The following is a 15,526-nucleotide window of genomic DNA, read 5'->3' on the forward strand; positions in this document are numbered from 1 at the left end:
CAAGTGGAAATTCACATGAACCTTGAATAAGCCAAACTATACCGTTTTTAAGGGAGAGAGAGCCGATGAAAGCAACAAAGGCAGATATCAACTGGTTGGGAGACGTAAGTGTATTTGAGGTGAACCGCCTTCATGCTTATTCCGATCACCGTTATTACCAAACAATGGACGAGGCAGTAGGTTCAGGCGCGATGTCCATGCGTTATGATCTGAATGGTACGTGGAAATTCAACTATGCCATTCGTCCAGACAGCCGTCCTGAATTTTTCTATACATCCGATTTTCCCAGTGAAGGCTGGGATGACATTGAAGTTCCGGGACATATCCAGTTACAAGGATACGGACAGATTCAATACGTAAACACACAATACCCTTGGGATGGCCTGAACGAAATTCGTCCACCGGCATTGCCCCAGGATAAAAACCCTGTTGGAAGTTATATTCGCACGTTCCACCTGCCGACAGGTTGGGAGTCAAATCCCGTATATATTTCTTTCCAAGGTGTAGAGTCCGCATTCTATGTATGGCTTAACGGACAATTTGTAGGCTACGGGGAGGACAGCTTTACGCCGTCTGACTTTGACTTGACGCCATTCCTTCAGGATGGTGAGAACAAACTGGCAGTCGAAGTGTATCAACGCAGCACAGGCAGCTGGCTGGAAGATCAGGATTTCTGGCGTTTCTCCGGTATTTTCAGAGATGTGTATCTGTATACGGTCCCTGCTGCACACGTACGTGATGTTCATGTTCGCACAGATCTGGACAAGTCCTATACGAACGGTACCTTACAACTAGATTTGAAACTGGAAGGAAAAGCGGTTGCTGGAGCACGTGTAGAGGCTGAACTTCGTGATCGTGAAGGCAATACCGTAAAAACGTTTGAATCCAAGGTTAACGATGGTCAAGTAAGTCTTCGTGAAGACATTGGTACAGTGAACCTGTGGAGCGCAGAGATTCCATACTTGTATCGCCTCTATATTCGTGTATATGATGCTGCGGGTACACTGGTTGAGGTTGTTCCTCAAGCCGTTGGTTTCCGTACATTTGAAATGATTGACAAAGTCATGCACATTAATGGTAAACGTATCGTATTCAAAGGTGTGAATCGTCATGAGTTCAACCCGCGTCGTGGACGTGCGGTTACGAAGGAAGACATGCTGTGGGATGTTCGTACGATCAAACAGAACAACATGAATGCCGTACGTACGTCACACTATCCAAACCAAAGTCTGTGGTACGAGCTGTGTGATGAATATGGACTCTATGTTATTGACGAGATGAATCTGGAGACACACGGATCTTGGCAGAAGCTTGGCGCCGTTGAGCCTTCTTGGGTTATTCCAGGTGACAAACCGGAATGGCATGATATCGTTATGGATCGCGCTGTATCGATGGTGGAGCGTGACAAAAACCATCCGTCCATTCTGATCTGGTCTTGTGGTAATGAATCACACGGCGGTGAAGTCATCTACAAAGTATCCCAATACTTCAAATCAGCTGATCCAACCCGTCTGGTACATTACGAAGGTGTATTCCATGATCGCCGTTTCGATGAGACAAGTGATATGGAGAGTCGCATGTATGCCAAACCGGCGGACATTGAAGAATTCCTGAATGCGAACCCGATCAAACCTTATATCAGCTGTGAGTACATGCACGCCATGGGTAACTCTATTGGTGGCATGCACAAATATACGGAATTGGAAGACAAATACCCGATGTATCAAGGTGGATTCATCTGGGATTACATCGACCAATCCATTTATAAAAAAGATCGTTATGGCAAAGAATTCCTCGCCTATGGCGGAGATTTCGGTGATCGTCCATCAGACTATTCGTTCTGTGGCAATGGTATTGTTCATGCTGATCGTAAAGTAACTGCGAAAATGCAGGAGGTCAAATTCCTGTATCAGAACATCAAGCTGTTCCCTGATCGTGAAGGTGTCAGAATCGTTAACGGTAACCTGTTCGCAGATACATCTGCATTGGAACTCGTATACAGCCTGGAGCGTGAGGGACATGAAGTGTTGCGTGGAACATTGGAAGTGAACGTGGATGCGCAAAGCGAGACAGTAGTTAAGCTTCCGCTGGGTACAGAATCCCTGGTGGGCGGTGAGTACGCTGTGAACACTGCATTTGTGTTAAAAGAAGCTACACTGTGGGCTGACAAAGGCGAAGAAGTGGCATTTGGACAGTTTATTTTCACACAGGATCAGGTAAATGATGCAGCACAGACGGACTTCAACCTTGTAAGTGATGTACAGGTGGTTGAAGGTGACGTTAACATCGGTGTTCGTGCTGGCAAGACGCACGCGCTGTTCTCCAAACAATTCGGGACACTGGTTTCCCTGAAATTGTCTGGTCGTGAGACGATTGCTGTACCACCTGCACCGCTCTTCTGGCGTGCAATGACGGATAATGACAAAGGTATGGCCATGGGCTTCGAACTGGGTGCCTGGTATGCAGCGAGCCTGATGCCACGTTCTGTGGAGTGGAAAGCGGAACAGAAACCGGATCAATACCGGATCGAGTTCACGTACAAGCTTAACATTTCGGATGATGTACAAGTGAAAGTGGTGTATACCGTTCATGCAGATGGAAGTGTACGTGTGCATAATACGTATAAAGGTACAGCTGGATTGCCGAACCTGCCGATTCATGCATTGTCCTTCAGAACATCACCTGACTTCGAAAACGTGGAATGGCTCGCGATGGGACCCGAAGAAAACTATGCAGACCGCGCATTCGGCGCACGTCTATGCATCCATGGCAGCAAGGTAGCTGATACTGTAGCTCCATATCTGGTACCACAGGAGTCGGGCAACCGTACCGGCGTACGTTGGGCCAAACTGACAGACAACGCGGGACGTGGCTTCAAAATTCAGGCATCTGGTACACCGGTTGAACTGAATGTTTCACCATATACGGCATTTGAGCTGGAGAACGCACAACATGCGTATGAATTGCCACCTGTGCACTATACGGTCGTGACTGTTGCGGGTAAACAAATGGGTGTCGGCGGTGATGATAGCTGGGGTGCTCCGGTTCATCCGGAATACCTGATCCCTTCGGACGGCGAACTGACATTTGAATTCGTCATTCGTGCACTGTAAGCACCAGAATCGTACAGAAAAATAATGTATTAAATAAGAACAGAGGTCTTCGCTCGTCGGAGGCCTCTGTTTTGTTATGTCAATGTGCAGCTTGAGAGGCGTATGAAACCGTTCTCGTTCCGATCTCGTAATGTACAAGACAAGAAACATAAGAGGGGGTTCAAGATGAGTAGAAAAGCAAAGACAGGTATATGGGTGACGGTGTTGGTCTTTCTGGGCATCATTGTTGGATGTTTAATATGGTATTTCAATACGGCTTCGGGTGAACGTGCACTCAAAACGATGAGGTCCAACAACTCGGGCGGTCTGGAGAGAGTCGTTAAAGTGTACAGCAATAATGGTGAATTGATTCAGACCTATGATGGCAAAATCGACGTGGAAGATACGGAATATGGCAACAAAGTATTATTCGATCTCAATGGGAAACGTGTTGTGATCTACAACGCAACGATTGTTGTAGAAGAGAAGTAAGGGAAAATTAAGGTGATGACTTAGAGGTGTGGTGATTTTTATGATGGATATGTACCTGATAATTCTTGTTGCCCTATTGGGCATGATCTTGTTTTATGGTTTAATCGCTTATTTCTTAATTCGCTTCATTTCGAAAAAAGCATTCAAGCTTACGTTAACCAGATATGAAATGATGGAGATTATGACCTGGCTTGCGGTGCTGTTTCTAACCTTTATGATGATTAAGACAAGTTCCATGAATCTTCTCTTGCCGGTTGTAGTACTTATCATTCCATTGATTAATTTGCGGCGATCCAATCGGAAACAAAGAGAGATGAATTAGTATAGCTTGCTAAGTTAGCTAATGCACAAGAAGAATGAATTATGAGCGAAGGGGAGCTTAATCATGATCTTGGGCAAATCAACGGACACGTCAGGATTAACGCGAGTTGCCAATCTTGCGGATGAGTTACAGTCTGTATTTGATAAAGCAGAAAGCAAATATCAAGTCGTTGATATAGAACTCTTCTTTGTTTTCAGGTGCCTTCCTGAAGAATACGACAGAAGATCAACGGTTAGGCATGTGAAGAAGGATAATGTCATCTATTTTGATCTGGTGGTCAGCGAAGATCGTTATAAGACATTAAGTAAGAGCAAGCAACGGTATGTGTTAAGCCATGAGTTCTATGCTTTTTTGAGCGAAAAAATACAGAAGTATAAGATTGAACATCTAAACACAAATGAATTTATCGCAGATATGGGCATGTGGCTAAGGGAGATCGGATGGTTGCAGACCGAAGAGGAAGCTGAAATAAGTGAATTTGAAGAAAAGGTTAACTAACATAACAAATTAAAATAAAAACAACAAAAAGAAGCCCTCTTTCGAGAGCTTCTTTTTCATGGGAGAGGAGAAACCGGACGAAGAGCTTATGGGGAAACGTAAGTCTTCTCCGCGGTTGTCTACGACACTTGTGATGTCGATAATTATAGAATCGCCCGATTGTTTCCTTTTTATACATATGCGTCAGCAATTCGGCAACAATTTTCCAAGGGGAATGAAGACCGCGCATTTTTCAAACGGAACCCGAATGTGGTACGATAGCCTTATCAATAAACTTACATAGAGAAAAGGTGACTCGTCAGTGAGAGTGGTATCTGGGAGTGCGAAAGGCAGGCCGCTGAAGGCTGTTCCTGGCACGGGTACGCGACCGACCACCGACAAGGTGAAGGAAGCGTTATTTAGCATGGTTGGTCCTTATTTTGAGGGCGGCACAGCATTGGATCTGTTTGCAGGCAGTGGGGGTCTCGGTATTGAGGCGCTAAGCCGCGGCATGGACAAGGCTGTTTTTGTTGATTTGGAATCGAAAAGTATTGAAGTCATCCGTATGAATCTGAAGGCGACCAAGCTGGAAGACCAGGCGGCGGTATACCGTAATGACGCAGGTCGTGCATTGAAGGCACTCGCCAAGCGCGGCACAACGTTTGATCTGGTATTTCTCGACCCGCCCTATCGCATGAAGAATGGGCACGAGTTGATGCTGACCATGCACGAACTGGAACTTCTGGAACCGGAAGCAACCATCGTGCTTGAATATGAATCCAAACATGATTACCCTGAGCAATTCGGCCCGTTTGAACAAACGCGCAAGGCTTTGTATGGGGAGACGGCAGTATCCATCTATTATTATGCGCCTGAAACAGTAGAAGATGGAGAATCCATTACACCGAAAGAGGAGGCTCCTCATGACTGAAATGATACATCGACAGGAACGGATTGCCGTATATCCTGGAAGTTTTGATCCTGTAACGATGGGGCATCTGGATATTATCGCCAGAGCGTCGAAGCAATTTGATCGCGTCATTGTGGCTGTGTTGAACAATATGAGCAAAAATCCGCTGTTTACGGTGGAGGAACGCAAAGAACTAATCACGGAAGTAACCCGCCATCTACCCAATGTGGAGGTGGACAGTTTCCGTGATCTGACAGCCAATTACGTCCGGCAAAAGGAAGCTCAGGTCATCGTTCGTGGTATACGCTCGGTAACTGATTTTGAATACGAGTTGCAGTTGGCATCGACCAACAGCAAGTTGAATCCGGATGCGGAAACGATATTTATGATGACCAATCCGAAATATTCCTATTTAAGTTCCAGCATCGTCAAAGAAATCGCTCATTATCATGGAGATGTTACAGATCTTGTATCACCTGAGGTGGAAGCAGCGCTCCATCAGAAAATCAGCGAGAAAACCGGCGGTTAAACCAGAAGGTAATACCTGATAGACTAATCATGACTGCAAGAAGTAACGCAAGACCCATGCATGCAGCAGGGAAGACGCTCCAAATGGTGTTGATCGTGTATGTGTTACCTGGACTATGTATGAATAGCCAACCGAATGGTATCGAGAGGTCCTTCTCTGCATTCGTCTGTAATGTGGTCCAGACCTCTGTGCTGTAACGGCTGAATGGCATCCACAGGAACAGACTGATGAAAAAGGCGATTAATCCATGAGTCAGACGAACTCCAGCAAAGTACAGCATCGATTTGCTGCTTGGACCCGTTGTTTTCAGGACGGCAGAGACTTGCAGGTGGGAGCATAAACCACCCCATCCCAGAACGGCTGCAAGTAGAGACATGAGCAGCGCGGGTGTAAGTGAAGTCTGACTCAAATGATAGGTGCCCAGGTGAAGCTCAAAGAAGGCTGGCCACAGCGCAGCAGAGGACCCGGGAGTCAGATACAGGGAGACCAATCGGATAAACACGGCAAAACCGATCATGTATCCCCCAGTCATCATCAAGGTCTGCACAGCTTGTGATACGGTGTCACCGAGCAGTTTGCCAAATCCTCTTCCATCACGACTATGGGCTTCCCTGGCTGCAATCATCAGTTCAGACCATATACGGCGTCGTTTGTATATAGAGTGGTGGGGTGCAGATGAGCGACTTATGGAATTTGCAGGACTTGCAGGCTGAGAATCAAGAGAGCTGTTATCTGCTTGCGCAGCTGTCAAGCCAGCCCGGTTTGTTTGGTTAGCCGGTGCAGGCAGGAGACGCGTGGCAAGAATGGCAGCGATCCAGCCGCTGATCCAGTGGACTACGAGTAGAAAATATCCGGCCGCTGGCTGGTGAAGAAACGCAGCACCAACGACCAGTATGATCATCATCGGATTGGCAAAATGAGACGCCGCCGCAAGGACAACCGCCTGCTTGGCGGTAATTTGTCTATCCTGAAATAAACGGGACACCGCATCTGCTCCTGCGGGGAATCCGCCGCACATGCCAACGGCAATCGCCAGACCTGCGTTGCCCGGAAGTCTGAACCATCGTTGCATTAACGGTCCGAGCAAGGCGCCGATTGCATGGGTGAAGCCAAACGCAGTAAGCATTTGAGATAACATGAGGAATGGGAGCATGGCAGGGAAGATGATTTTCCACCATATATCCAGACCTTGAATAGAGGCGTCAAACGCTTCTTTGGGTGAGGCAACTACCGCAATGACCAACATTAAAGCGCCGGTACTTAGGATTATCGTTCGTAATGGGCCAGAATCTCTAACCTCGCTCTGTAATGTCATCGTTTCACCTCATATCAGATAACGCTGCTTCGGCATCTGAATCGTTATGGACGGCCGAATGACGCCCAAAGGGCGATTCGGCCTTGACCGGACAGGCTATTGTATACAGCGGCCTATCCGGCCTGTACCATTGTATGCACAGGGACCAGAGTGTTAGACTTGAAAAAAAATGATGAAACAAGATGAGCTGAAATCTGCATTACACAGAGCGAGTATCTACCGGAGAATGGCAGTATTCACAAGGTGGAATTACGATCGCTGATTAGTGTAAAGTTTAGCTTATATAGAGATACAAAGAACGGAGGCTCATGCGATGAATCGGATTCGGAAATCTGGCGGATTCAGAGCTTCGATCTTTGTGATCGTGGTGGCTCTGGTCGTCTATGTTGCCGTGTACATGCCAACGCCGTATATCATATATATGCCTGGCAGTGCGGATGAAGTAAAACCAATGGTAACGGTTAAAGGTGGGGACCAGGAAGAACGCGGTGTGTTCATGATGACGACCGTGTCGGCAACATATGCCAATGTGTTTTTGCTAGGAACCTCTCTGTTCAATCAAAATGCTCAAGTGGATAAAAAGGAGGACCGACTGCGCGGTAAAAGCGAAGCGGAATACTCTGCCGAACAGGTGTGGTTCATGAGTGACTCACAATCCTCTGCAATGGAGGCTGCATACGAACAGGCTGGTGTGGCTTACTCTATTGTACCTGAACATATCTTTGTATTTGGACTGTCCGAAGATCCAAAACCCGATGGAGACATTGCTCCGGGCGATATTATTCTGGGCGTGAACGGAACAGCTACGCCGGATAATACGGTGCTTTCTGCCCAGTTAAAAGATAAAAAGGTTGGAGATACCGTCGAAATGCAACTGGAACGTGGTGGAGAGACCATTAGCCGGGACGTGAAACTGATTCAGGTAAAAGACAATAAAACGGGAGAAACCCGCCCGGGACTCGGCGTAATGATTGGTGCGGTTCAGAAGGTGAAACCTGAAGATCCGGACAAACAGATTTCCTTTACAGATACTCAGGTTGGTGGTCCGTCTGCCGGCTTGATGTTTACGTTGGAGATCTATAACCAGTTAACACCTGGAGATCTGACCAAGGGGCATCGAATTGCGGGTACAGGTACCATTACCAAGGACGGTGTGGTGGGTGCCATTGGTGGTGTAGTGCACAAGATTGTAGCCGCTGACCGGAAAGAAGCGGAGATCTTCTTTGTGCCGAAGGATAACTATAAGGAAGCAGCAGCCAAGGCTGAACAGATCGGCACCAAAATGAAACTTGTGCCTGTGAGCACGGTGGATGATGCGCTGGCGTATCTGAAAACTTTATCCGTGAAATCCTAGGATTATGATCGGGCGTGAATAGATAGAGTCCAGTTGAAACGAATGGATAAAGTCCGGACGAAATCGGACTGAAGAGATCTGAGAAGGTCAACAGATTCAAAGGATTACAATGAGAGAATCCCCTTGTTGCGATGTGCCTGAGCGGCGCCCAGCAAGGGGATTTTATAGTTGTATAGTTTAGTTTTCAGTAGTCGACATGAATGATCTGTTTGATGATGGAATGAAAAGGATTAAAACTTATGGTCAAAAGCGGATTACACTCTCACAGGTGACTCATAGTAGTCACTGAACATCCTGCGTGTGTCCTTATGCTCGCAAGCTAGCCCATACGCTACCTGAGCCTGGATATCCAGTTCCAGTTGATGGTGCGTGAACGTCGAAGGTTTCAGCACAACAGGCAACGACGCAGTCTTCTTCATTTGTTTAAGCAGGCTCTGCCCTTGAGTATTGAATCCGAGGACTCGTAGATATCCGGGTCCGGCAGCCAATTGCTCTGGTGAACACTCGGCTTTGGTGTGATTCAGGAGCAGGTGGGCGAGCATACGCTGGAGTTTGGTGCGTGTGTATCGTTTGGTCTTCAGTGCATTCAGGAGTGCTTCGACTGAAGGCTCCGGTAGCTGAGCAAGTGTACGGATCAGCCGATGCTCCAAGCCTTCCGTGACTTCGGCGATGCGTTCCAGCTCGGAGGCACGACGTGTGGCCGCGAGGTGAAACAGCGGCTGTGCAAAGCGCTCCCAGTGCATGGGAGCGCGGTTTTCCTGCCATTCGCGATGCAGAATGGCAAGAGTGGCCGCCGGCACGTATGGCGCGGCGGCGCTGGGCCCGTCCGCCATCAGCAGGCGGCGGACGGCTGTGGCACTGGCGATCGCCCCCGGGCCGGGCGTCGCCTCATGATACGCGGCTCCGGTACGCGCCGCCGTAAAGGGCTGGATCGCGCTGCCGAGTCGTTGCAGCGCGATCAGGTAGTGCAGCCCAAGCGAATTGTTGGGCTGCTCCAGCAGTGCAGCGGCGTCGCGAACATCGACGCCGCCGGGCGCCAGTGCCGCCGCCGCGCCTGCGTACGCGGCGGGGTAGCTGGCGCCTTCCCGCAGGCGGCGCGCGATGTCCTCGCGCATCCCTGCGGGCTCCACAGCCAGCACGCGCGCAATGCGCTGCAGGCTGTCCAAGTCGCCGGACTCGCTGCCAAAGCAGAGCGAGTCCACAACGCCGGTGCGGTCCAGCAAGGACACCGCACCGAAGGCAAACCACTCCGCCGGCTGCACAGCATAAGCCACCGGCAGTTCAATTACCAGATCGGCGCCTGCGTGCAGCGCCATCTCGGTGCGCGCCCTTTTACCCACGATGGCGGGTTCGCCACGCTGGAGGAAAGGGCCGCTCATGACCGCAACAACGGCGTCTGCGCCGCTTAGCCGCCGAGCTTCCTGCAAATGATAGACATGCCCATTGTGCAAGGGATTATATTCAACAATGACGCCTACGGCTCTCATGATTAGACGTACTCCTTTCGATTGGATAACCGAGTATGTATAACATCCATTCCATCATAGGGGATGTCATGTATTAGATCAAATCATGCACTCATTCAGACAAGAAAAAGCACAAATCCGACATCAATGGATGTCAGACTGTGCCAATCACATCTCCACAATCTCAGAACAGTTAGACACTTTCCGGTGCGGGAGAAAGACTTGCTTTTGGCCCAAAAAATTCATAATGAATGTGGTCTGCTGGAACACCAAGCGCCTGCAGCTCCGTATACACTGAACGCATGAACGAAACGGGTCCGCACAGATAATAGGTGGCATCCAGTTCATCAATCACTTGGCGAAGCCAGACTGCATCCATATAACCTTCCTTATGAAAAAACTCATTTTCACGATCAGAAGCAGCGGGTTGAGTGTAACAATAATAGGCTTTAACGCTTTGATAACGTTCGGCCAGACTGTTCACATGATCACGGAACGCATGAGATTGACCATTCGGACTTGCATGCAAAAATGTAATTTTGCGGTTTTTGTCCAAGTTAACCAGTGTATTTAACATGCTGATCATGGGGGTTAGACCAACGCCACCGCTCAAGAGAACAATATGGCGTTTATCGTCTCTATCCAGCGTAAAGTCACCAGCAGGAGCGGATAGCTCCACCAGACTACCTTCTTCAATGTGATCGTGGAGATACGTGGATATGACTCCATCAGGACGTTCTAATCCACCCAGCTCGCGTTTAACGGAAATGCGGTAGTAGGGTTTACCCGGTATATCTGAAAGGCTATACTGACGAATCTGGGTAAATGACTGTGCCTCCGGTTTGATCTTGATGCTGATGTATTGTCCTGGTTCATAGCTGGCAATTGGTTTACCATCATCTGGGACGAGGTAAAAGGATGTGATGACTCCACTTTCCTGCACTTTCTTGGCAACCTTGAAGGTACGAAATCCTTCCCAGCCACCTGTCTGGTTCTCTGCTTCCGAATACATGTCCTGTTCGATCCCGATAAAGGCATCTGCAATGACATTGTAGGCTTCGCCCCACGCCGTAATGATCTCATCGGTAGCCGCGTCTCCAAGCACATCCTTGATCGCATGTAACAGATAGGTGCCCACAATCGCATATTGCTCGGGAACGATACCCAGACTGCGATGTTTATGGGCAACTTGCCGGACGGCAGGCAGGATGGAGGACAGATTATCGATATGCAGGGCGGCGGTGTATACCATATTGGCGAGGGCGGCTTGCTGTCGTCCCTGTTTCTGATTTGCGTGATTGAAAATATTCAGTAGTTCCGGATGAGCTGCGAACATCGTTTCGTAAAAATGGCGTGTGATCGCTTCACCGTGAACTTCAAGTACGGGTACTGTAGATTTAATGACTCTAATAGTGTGTTCACTTAACATACATTTTGCCTCCCGATATAATATGAGATTATTGAATAATAAATTGTTATGGAGCTGATTGTGCTTCGGTTTATAGCAAGTATAGGTAGGTGCCGAAAGGGTCTGTGTGACATAGATCACACTAAACGTTAACGAAATGTGACCGCGGTTTGCAAGAAACTACAACTAAAATGACGACTTGTAGTTTATCTTGAAGTGAGTCTATAATAGACCAGATGGAGTAAACGGTTCTGAGCCATCGGTTTTAAAATAGGGTGTAAAGTTAAAAGTGTTGACAAACGTCTTGAAAAATCGGTATAATGATTTTTGTTTGTTAAGTCAATTTCATAATACTTTTAACGATGAATCGTCAGAATACATACAGTCAGGATTTATTGCTTTACAAGAGCAGGCTTGACCTGTATAACTGTCGTGATACGTTTGACATGAATTATGAAATTGGTTTCGTTTGGAGTGATGGAAATGTTAATGCCATTTCGCAAAGTGGCTACCAGTGATGGCCCCCTGAAGTTTAACGAACAGTGGGATATCAAGGAACTGGTTTCTAACCGACAAGATATCACAGCCGTTACCCCCCTGACTGCGGATTTATCCGCAGAATTCAGAGAAGGTGACGTTGTGGATGTTCATGGCAAGCTGACCGTAGGAGTGGACATGTTGTGCTCCCGTTGTCTTAAGCCGATCAATGAACATTTTCATATTGATTTTCATGAGCAATTCAAGCAGGGAAAACAGCCAGAGGAATTACATGAAGACGACGATACGCTCTATGTGGATGGGGATAGCGTTGATCTGAAAGGTTATGCCGAGGAAGCTTTTCTGCTGGATCTTCCGTTTATACCGCTATGCAGCGATACATGCAAAGGGTTATGCCCCAAGTGTGGCCATGAGCTGAACGAAGGTGACTGCGGTTGTGATAACCAGGTTATCGATCCGCGGCTTGCAGGGCTCAAGGATTTTTTTAAATGAGCATGATTGAAAATCGAACGTAACAACTACCTGCAAAGGTTGATTTTGATAAGGAGGTGGGAATAATGGCAGTACCTCAACGGAGAACGTCCAAGACGCGTCGCGACAAACGTCGCACTCACTTTAAATTGGCTGTACCGGGCATGGTGAAATGTGAACAATGTGGCGAACTTAAACTTAGTCACCACGTGTGCAAAGTGTGCGGAACGTACAAAGCAAGAGAGATCATCTCTCAATAATAGTTGGACATTAAGTAGCACTTCATTTCGATGAGGTGCTACTTTTTTTCGATTAGATAGTGTAGGTAGAGGGAGTTAACAAGCATGAAATCTTTGCTCCACAGGGGTGAATTGTTTTTGTTCAGCCAGCCTTTCTTTTTGACACGGGATGAGATATACTATAGTTTAGTACCAGGTTCTAAGATTTGACGTTACATATATGATGAACCATAATCCGTTTGAGAACGACCCTGGTGACCAGGGATGCATCTATAGAAGCAACACGAAAGAATGGTTGAACTGGCCGGATGGGACGGTTCCGTAAACGATACAGCGGGGGGTGTCAGGCATCGAACGTGTACCGAAGAGACAGAGGCAACAGCAGTTAACCAAAATGATAGAAGAGAACCCGTTTGTGACGGATCAGGAACTTACGCGCCAATTGAAGGTGAGTATTCAGACGATTCGTCTTGACAGACTGGAACTTGGAATACCCGAACTTCGGGAGCGGATGAAACTGATGGCAGAGCTCTCGTATGATCAGGTGCGCTCGCTGCCCCTGCATGAGATTATCGGTGATATTGTGGATCTGCAGCTGGACAAAAGCGGGATTTCCCTGTTTGAGATTAAGGAAGAGCATGTGTTTTCCAGAACAGGGATTGCACGTGGGCACTACGTCTTTGCACAGGCCAACTCCTTGGCTGTAGCCATTATTAATGACGAGATCGCGTTGACTGCATCAGCAGACATTCGCTTTGTCCGTTCGGTTCATTTGGGAGAGAAATGTATTGCAAAGGCTTATGTGAGATCGATTCCGGGTCAAAAGGGCAAAGCCAAAGTGGAAGTATTCACTTATGTAGGTGAAGAAATGGTGTTTCAAGGCAACTTTGTAATCTACCATTCAGGTGGAGAAGACAGCGGAGAAGGAGGTCATTTGGAATGAAAATCGTCATTGATGCCATGGGAGGCGACAATGCACCTGCATCAACGGTAGAAGGTGCGATCGCCGCAGCCACGGAATGGGCGGATACACAGATCGTCCTGATCGGCGATGAAGCCAAGCTGGAGCCTCTTTTGAGTCAGTCAGGTGTGAGACCTGCCAATCTTACGGTCCGGCATGCTTCCGAAGTTATTGGTTCGGATGATGAACCCGTAAAAGCAGTACGTCGCAAGAAGGATGCCTCCATGGTGGTTGCAGGCCGTATGCTGAAAGAGGGCGAAGCGGACGCGATGATCTCGGCAGGCAATACCGGAGCGCTGATGACAGCAGGTTTGCTTGTTGTAGGTCGAATGGAAGGCATTGAACGTCCGGCGCTTGCGCCCATGATTCCAACGATTGATGATGTAGGTGTACTTGCGCTGGATCTCGGAGCGAATATGGATGCCAAACCGGAGCATCTTGCGCAATATGGCCTGATGGGCAGCTTGTATCGGCAAAAAGTACAGGGCATAGCGTCCCCACGAGTGGGTTTGCTCAATGTAGGAACAGAGCCAGGCAAGGGAAATGAGTTAACCAAACATGCATATCCTTTACTGGAACAACTCCCCATTCGTTTTGTCGGTAATGTTGAGGCGCGTGATGTGCTGACTGGTGCTTGTGATGTGCTTGTATGCGACGGTTTTGCAGGAAATATACTGCTGAAGTCGCTGGAAGGCACAGCAGGTGCCATTTTCGCCTTGCTTAAGGAGCAATTCTCATCTTCTCTTAAAAGTAAACTGGCTGCAGCTGTATTGATGCCTGAGTTGCGTGGGCTGAAACGAAAGCTGGATTATACGGAGCATGGCGGAGCGCCGCTCCTCGGTTTGAGCAGACTGGTTGTAAAAAGTCATGGATCTGCTGATGGCAATGCCATCAAAAATGCTGTGCGCCAAGCTCGGATTGCAGTGCAGAATCAGCTGGTAGAGAGCATATCTAAGGAAATTAGCGGGAAGTGAGTGACGACATGAATAATTTGCGCCCAGTAGGGGTTATTGGTACAGGGAAATATGTGCCTGAGAAAATTTTGACGAATAGCGATCTGGAGAAAATGGTCGATACCAATGACGAATGGATCGTCAGTCGTACAGGAATCAAAGAGCGTCACATTGCTGCACCCGAGCAGGCAACTTCTGATCTGGCATATGAAGCAGCTCTTAAAGCACTTGAATCTGCTGGCATGACAGGCAGTGATCTGGATCTGATTATTGTTGCAACCATTACCCCGGATTCTTCGTTCCCATCAACAGCCTGCATCTTGCAGGACAAATTGGGTGCAAAAGGTGCGGCGGCATTTGATCTGTCGGCAGCTTGTTCCGGATTTGTATATGGGTTGGCAAGTGCTACCAGCTTCATCCAAAGCGGCATGTACAACAACGCACTTGTTATTGGAGCTGACTGTTTGTCTCGTATTACGGATTATACAGACCGTAACACATGTGTCCTCTTTGGGGACGGGGCAGGCGCGGTAGTCGTTGGTGAAGTTCCAGAAGGTCGCGGATTCAAAGCATTTGATCTCGGTGCCGAAGGTGCTGGCGGTAGTCTTCTTCAGATGGAAGGCGGCGGTTCCCGTCTGCCTGCTTCCGCAGAGACCGTTGAAAATAAAAAGCATTACATCTACATGAATGGTCGTGAAGTGTTCAAGTTTGCAGTCCGTGTCATGGGTACGGCTACCATTGAGGTATTACGCAAGGCTGGTATGGAGCGTACGGATGTGGATCTGTTTGTTCCGCATCAAGCGAATATTCGGATTATCCAATCTGCGATGCAACGACTGGAACTTCCTGAAGAAAAGGTTGTAGTCAACGTGGATAAGTATGCCAATACATCGGCTGCTTCCATTCCGCTTGCTTTGGTAGAAGCCGCAGAGGAAGGTCGCATGAAAGCCGGAGATACCGTTCTGATGGTTGGATTCGGTGGCGGTTTGACATGGGGAGCATCGGTACTCGTTTGGTAAATAGACATCTGGGAGATGAA

At 48.0% G+C, this 15,526-nt stretch carries 15 protein-coding genes; 12 read left to right on the plus strand and 3 right to left on the minus strand.

What is annotated here, in order from left to right:
- Positions 1 to 65: 65 nt before the first annotated feature.
- The 6 genes from MKZ12_RS11010 to coaD all read left to right on the plus strand — a co-directional run bounded on the left by MKZ12_RS11010 (position 66) and on the right by coaD (position 5,822).
- Positions 66 to 3,113, plus strand: coding sequence for a glycoside hydrolase family 2 TIM barrel-domain containing protein (locus tag MKZ12_RS11010; RefSeq protein WP_339260388.1), 3,048 nt, complete (start codon positions 66 to 68; stop codon positions 3,111 to 3,113).
- Positions 3,114 to 3,278: 165 nt separating this feature from the next.
- Positions 3,279 to 3,584, plus strand: a complete 306-nt coding sequence (locus tag MKZ12_RS11015; protein ID WP_339241499.1) for a hypothetical protein — start codon at positions 3,279 to 3,281, stop codon at positions 3,582 to 3,584.
- A 40-nt stretch (positions 3,585 to 3,624) separates the two neighbouring features.
- Positions 3,625 to 3,906, plus strand: a complete 282-nt coding sequence (locus tag MKZ12_RS11020) for a hypothetical protein (protein ID WP_339260390.1) — start codon at positions 3,625 to 3,627, stop codon at positions 3,904 to 3,906.
- A gap of 63 nt (positions 3,907 to 3,969) precedes the next feature.
- Positions 3,970 to 4,404: a hypothetical protein gene (locus MKZ12_RS11025; RefSeq protein WP_339260393.1), complete on the plus strand. Its 435-nt coding sequence runs from the start codon at positions 3,970 to 3,972 to the stop codon at positions 4,402 to 4,404.
- A 301-nt stretch (positions 4,405 to 4,705) separates the two neighbouring features.
- Positions 4,706 to 5,314 (plus strand): 16S rRNA (guanine(966)-N(2))-methyltransferase RsmD, encoded by a 609-nt coding sequence (gene rsmD, locus MKZ12_RS11030; RefSeq protein ID WP_339260395.1) that lies wholly within the window; start codon positions 4,706 to 4,708, stop codon positions 5,312 to 5,314.
- 1 nt (position 5,315) lies between these two features.
- Positions 5,316 to 5,822 (plus strand): pantetheine-phosphate adenylyltransferase, encoded by a 507-nt coding sequence (gene coaD, locus MKZ12_RS11035; RefSeq protein WP_339261377.1) that lies wholly within the window; start codon positions 5,316 to 5,318, stop codon positions 5,820 to 5,822.
- Here coaD and MKZ12_RS11040 read toward each other — a convergent pair.
- Positions 5,800 to 7,137, minus strand: coding sequence for a nucleoside recognition domain-containing protein (locus MKZ12_RS11040; protein WP_339260397.1), 1,338 nt, complete (start codon positions 7,135 to 7,137; stop codon positions 5,800 to 5,802). The genes coaD and MKZ12_RS11040 overlap by 23 nt on opposite strands.
- A gap of 313 nt (positions 7,138 to 7,450) precedes the next feature.
- Here MKZ12_RS11040 and MKZ12_RS11045 point away from each other — a divergent pair, with 313 nt between their 5' ends.
- On the plus strand, positions 7,451 to 8,491 hold the full coding sequence (locus tag MKZ12_RS11045) for a SepM family pheromone-processing serine protease (RefSeq protein ID WP_339260399.1): 1,041 nt from the start codon (positions 7,451 to 7,453) through the stop codon (positions 8,489 to 8,491).
- A gap of 254 nt (positions 8,492 to 8,745) precedes the next feature.
- Here the strand turns inward: MKZ12_RS11045 and MKZ12_RS11050 are convergent, their stop codons facing one another.
- Complete coding sequence (locus MKZ12_RS11050) at positions 8,746 to 9,978, minus strand: nucleotidyltransferase (protein ID WP_339260401.1); 1,233 nt, start codon at positions 9,976 to 9,978, stop codon at positions 8,746 to 8,748.
- A gap of 172 nt (positions 9,979 to 10,150) precedes the next feature.
- Positions 10,151 to 11,386, minus strand: coding sequence for an NO-inducible flavohemoprotein (hmpA, locus tag MKZ12_RS11055; RefSeq protein ID WP_339260403.1), 1,236 nt, complete (start codon positions 11,384 to 11,386; stop codon positions 10,151 to 10,153).
- A 462-nt stretch (positions 11,387 to 11,848) separates the two neighbouring features.
- Here hmpA and MKZ12_RS11060 point away from each other — a divergent pair, with 462 nt between their 5' ends.
- From MKZ12_RS11060 to MKZ12_RS11080, 5 genes are all read left to right on the plus strand, one after another.
- Positions 11,849 to 12,355 carry a DUF177 domain-containing protein gene (locus MKZ12_RS11060; RefSeq protein WP_253433686.1) on the plus strand — a complete coding sequence of 169 codons (507 nt, stop codon included), beginning with the start codon at positions 11,849 to 11,851 and terminating at the stop codon, positions 12,353 to 12,355.
- A gap of 65 nt (positions 12,356 to 12,420) precedes the next feature.
- The gene (gene rpmF, locus MKZ12_RS11065) at positions 12,421 to 12,594 is read left to right on the plus strand and encodes a 50S ribosomal protein L32 (protein ID WP_017689233.1); all 174 of its coding nucleotides are present in this window, start codon (positions 12,421 to 12,423) and stop codon (positions 12,592 to 12,594) included.
- 373 nt (positions 12,595 to 12,967) lie between these two features.
- Positions 12,968 to 13,516, plus strand: coding sequence for a transcription factor FapR (fapR, locus tag MKZ12_RS11070; RefSeq protein ID WP_047842457.1), 549 nt, complete (start codon positions 12,968 to 12,970; stop codon positions 13,514 to 13,516).
- Positions 13,513 to 14,508: a phosphate acyltransferase PlsX gene (gene plsX, locus MKZ12_RS11075; protein WP_339241517.1), complete on the plus strand. Its 996-nt coding sequence runs from the start codon at positions 13,513 to 13,515 to the stop codon at positions 14,506 to 14,508. Before fapR ends, plsX begins: the two co-directional genes overlap by 4 nt.
- 8 nt (positions 14,509 to 14,516) lie before the next feature.
- Positions 14,517 to 15,506, plus strand: a complete 990-nt coding sequence (locus MKZ12_RS11080) for a beta-ketoacyl-ACP synthase III (RefSeq protein WP_339241519.1) — start codon at positions 14,517 to 14,519, stop codon at positions 15,504 to 15,506.
- The last annotated feature ends 20 nt before the right edge of the window (positions 15,507 to 15,526 follow it).

Source organism: Paenibacillus sp. FSL R5-0713 (assembly GCF_037973325.1).
GTDB lineage: Bacteria > Bacillota > Bacilli > Paenibacillales > Paenibacillaceae > Paenibacillus.